We start from the raw sequence: 2714 nt of genomic DNA, 5'->3' as shown, positions 1-2714 counted from the left end.
GCCGGACGGGACCGCCCGCCCGGCCCGGCGGTGGGCGGCGCTGCTCGCCCGGCCGCTCGTGGTCGTCGTCGCGCTGACGACGCTGTACCTGGTCGTGTCCTCCCGCGAGCTCGACTCGATCGAGGCCCGCAGTCTCGACGCCGCCTACATCGCGAGCCGCACCTGGCAGCACGTCTGGCTGACCGCCGTCGTGTCGGTGCTGGTGCTGGTGATCGCGGTGCCGCTGGGCGTGCTGCTGACCCGCGAGGCCACCCGCCGCTTCGCCGGGCCGGTGCTGACCGTGGCCAACATCAGCCAGGCGATCCCGTCGATCGGTCTCATCGTGCTGTTCGCGGTGGCGTTCCTGACCCTGCCGGTCACCGTGATCGCGGTGCTCGCCTTCGTCCTCCACGGGATCCTGCCGATCGTCCGGAACACCATCGCCGGGCTGGAGCAGGTCGACCGCTCGGTGATCGAGGCGGCCCGCGGGATGGGGATGACCCGGCGCGGTGTGCTGTTCTCCGTCGAGCTGCCGCTCGCGGTCCCGGTGATCCTGGCCGGCGTCCGGACCACGCTGACGATCACCACCGGCACCGTCGCGCTCGCGACGTTCATCGGCGCCGGCGGGCTGGGCGACATCATCTCCAACGGTCTGGCGTCCAACCGCACCCTCGTCCTGGTCACCGGCAGCGTGCTGGTCGCGGCGCTCGCGCTGCTCATCGACTGGCTGGCGGGCCTCGCCGAGGACGTCCTGCATCCGAAGGGGCTCTGAGATGACCACCCGTTTCCCGCGCCGCGCGCTGCCCGGCCTGCTCGCCGGGGTCGCGGCACTCGTCTCGGGCTGCGGCGCCGCGGCCGCCGTCGCCGGCCCGTCGCCGCAGCAGCTGCGCGGCGGGTCCCTGGCCCGCGACGTCGACCTGTCCGGCGCCGAGCTGGCCGTCGGCTCGAAGGAGTTCACCGAGCAGCGGGTGCTCGGCGCGATCACCCTGCTGGCGCTGCAGGCCTGCGGGGCCCGCACCGTGGACCGGACCGGCCTGTCCGGCTCCACGATCGTCCGTGCGGCCCTGGAGCAGGGCGACGTCGACGTCTACTGGGAGTACGCCGGCACCGGCTGGACGTTGTTCCTGGGCAACGACATGACCATCCCCGGTGAGCGGGCGCTCTACGACGCCGTCGCCGCCCAGGACCTCGAGCGGAACGACGTCGCCTGGCTCGGGCCCGCCCGCTTCGGCAACCAGTACGCCGTCGCCCGCCGCGGCGACGCCGACGGCCCGCTCGCGCAGGTCCGGACGCTGTCCGACCTGGGGCCCTACTTCGCCGCCGATGAGTCCCGGGCGACGTTCTGCGGGGCCGCGGAGTTCCTCGACCGCGAGTTCGCCGACATGCAGGCCGCCTACGGCATCACGTTCCCGGCCTCGCAGACCTACCAGAACGACTTCGCGCTGAACTTCGTCAACGTCGCCCGGTCCAGCCCGTGCGACCTCGCGGAGGTGTTCACCACCGACGCGCGGATCCGCTCGCTCGACCTCGTCGTGCTGGCCGATGACCGGAACTTCTTCACCACCCAGCTGGCCGCGCTGACCTGCCGGGCGGAGACCGTGGACCGGTACCCGCCGCTGCGGGCCCTGGCCGCGACGCTGGGCGAGCTGCTCACCGTCGAGGTGATGATCGAGCTCAACGGGCTCGTCGACCTGGAGGGCCGCAGCGCCACGTCGGTCGCCCAGCAGTTCCTCGCCGGCCACGGCCTCATCGGGGCCTGACCCACGGAACGCGCGACGGCCCGGTCCGCACAGTGTGCGTACCGGGCCGTCGCGAGGAGCCGGGGGAAGGTCAGCCGACCTTCTCGATCAGCGCGGCGCGCTGACGGTCGCCGAGGCCGGCGGCACGGCGCGACACGTCGATGCCGGCCTCCTCCATCACCTTGGAGACCTTCGCCGGGCCCCAGCCCGGGACGCTCTTGAGCAGGTCCGCGACCTTGGTCTTCCCGACGATCTGGTCGGTCTTCGCGCGACCCAGCACCGCGGGGATGGTCTCCTCGCCGCTGGCGATCTTGTCGCGGAGCTCCTTGCGGGCGGTACGGGCCGCAGCCGCCTTCTTGAGCGCCTCGGCGCGCTGCTCCGGGGTCAGGGTGGGCAGAGCCATCGCTGACAACTCCTCTCGGTTCACGCACCCCGCTCACCGGGGTGGACTGCCATCTCCGATCGCGGTACAGACTGGCAGAGACATCGCCACGACCTGCGGGAACCCCCTCCTCAGGGCGTGTCGGCCCTGTTCCACGCCGTCCGTGGCGCTGCTCACCGCACCCGGGCGACCGCCCGTCGCACGGCGCGGGGGCGGGACTGTTGCCGCAGGTCAGCGGCATGAAAGCGCGAAAGCGGTGACGATGGGCTCACCCGTCGAGCACGGAGCGCAGTCCCGTGACGTCCCAGAGGGTGCGGACCTCGTCGATCCGGCCCTGCCGCACCCGCACCAGCTGCACCGCCAGCACCTCCGCCGCGCGTCCGGTGGGGGCGAGCCCGGGCACCAGCCACGGCAGTTCCCGGTCGTGGGTGAAGCCGACGCGGACCTCGTCGACCACCCGGCGGACGTCGACGGTGCGCGACACCCGGGTCCGGGTCAGCCCGGACGGCCGGGCCGCGGCGAGGGCGGCCAGGTGCGCGACGACCGCGTCCCGGCCGTGGCCCCCGGCGCCGGTCGGCAGTTCGGTCCAGCTCACGTCGGTGGCCAGCGCGGCC

4 protein-coding genes are annotated in these 2714 nt (G+C 73.5%); 2 read left to right on the top strand and 2 right to left on the bottom strand.

Annotation, left to right across the window (positions count from 1 at the left end):
- Positions 1-751, top strand: a 751-nt coding sequence (locus GTW08_RS28950; protein WP_161152796.1) for an ABC transporter permease subunit, incomplete at its 5' end; no start/stop codon positions are given.
- 1 nt (position 752) lies between these two features.
- Positions 753-1739: a glycine betaine ABC transporter substrate-binding protein gene (locus tag GTW08_RS28945; RefSeq protein WP_161152795.1), complete on the top strand. Its 987-nt coding sequence runs from the start codon at positions 753-755 to the stop codon at positions 1737-1739.
- A 70-nt stretch (positions 1740-1809) separates the two neighbouring features.
- Here the strand turns inward: GTW08_RS28945 and mihF are convergent, their stop codons facing one another.
- Together mihF and GTW08_RS28935 are read right to left on the bottom strand one after the other, a co-directional pair.
- On the bottom strand, positions 1810-2121 hold the full coding sequence (mihF, locus tag GTW08_RS28940) for an integration host factor, actinobacterial type (protein ID WP_020621796.1): 312 nt from the start codon (positions 2119-2121) through the stop codon (positions 1810-1812).
- Between the two features lie 247 nt (positions 2122-2368).
- Positions 2369-2714: nuclear transport factor 2 family protein (locus GTW08_RS28935; protein WP_161152794.1), on the bottom strand; the 346-nt coding region annotated here is incomplete at its 5' end.

Origin of the sequence: Pseudonocardia sp. SID8383 (assembly GCF_009864975.1) — a bacterium.
GTDB classification, from domain to species: domain Bacteria; phylum Actinomycetota; class Actinomycetes; order Mycobacteriales; family Pseudonocardiaceae; genus Pseudonocardia; species Pseudonocardia alni.
The sequence above is the reverse complement of the archived record's forward strand: the minus strand, read 5'-3'. Positions and strand labels throughout refer to the sequence as shown.

Coding starts and splice junctions, on each gene's coding strand:
- GTW08_RS28945 (WP_161152795.1), top strand. CDS start 753: ATGACCACCCGTTTCCCGCGCCGCGCGCTGCCCGGCCTGCTCGCCGGG.
- mihF (WP_020621796.1), bottom strand. CDS start 2,121: ATGGCTCTGCCCACCCTGACCCCGGAGCAGCGCGCCGAGGCGCTCAAG.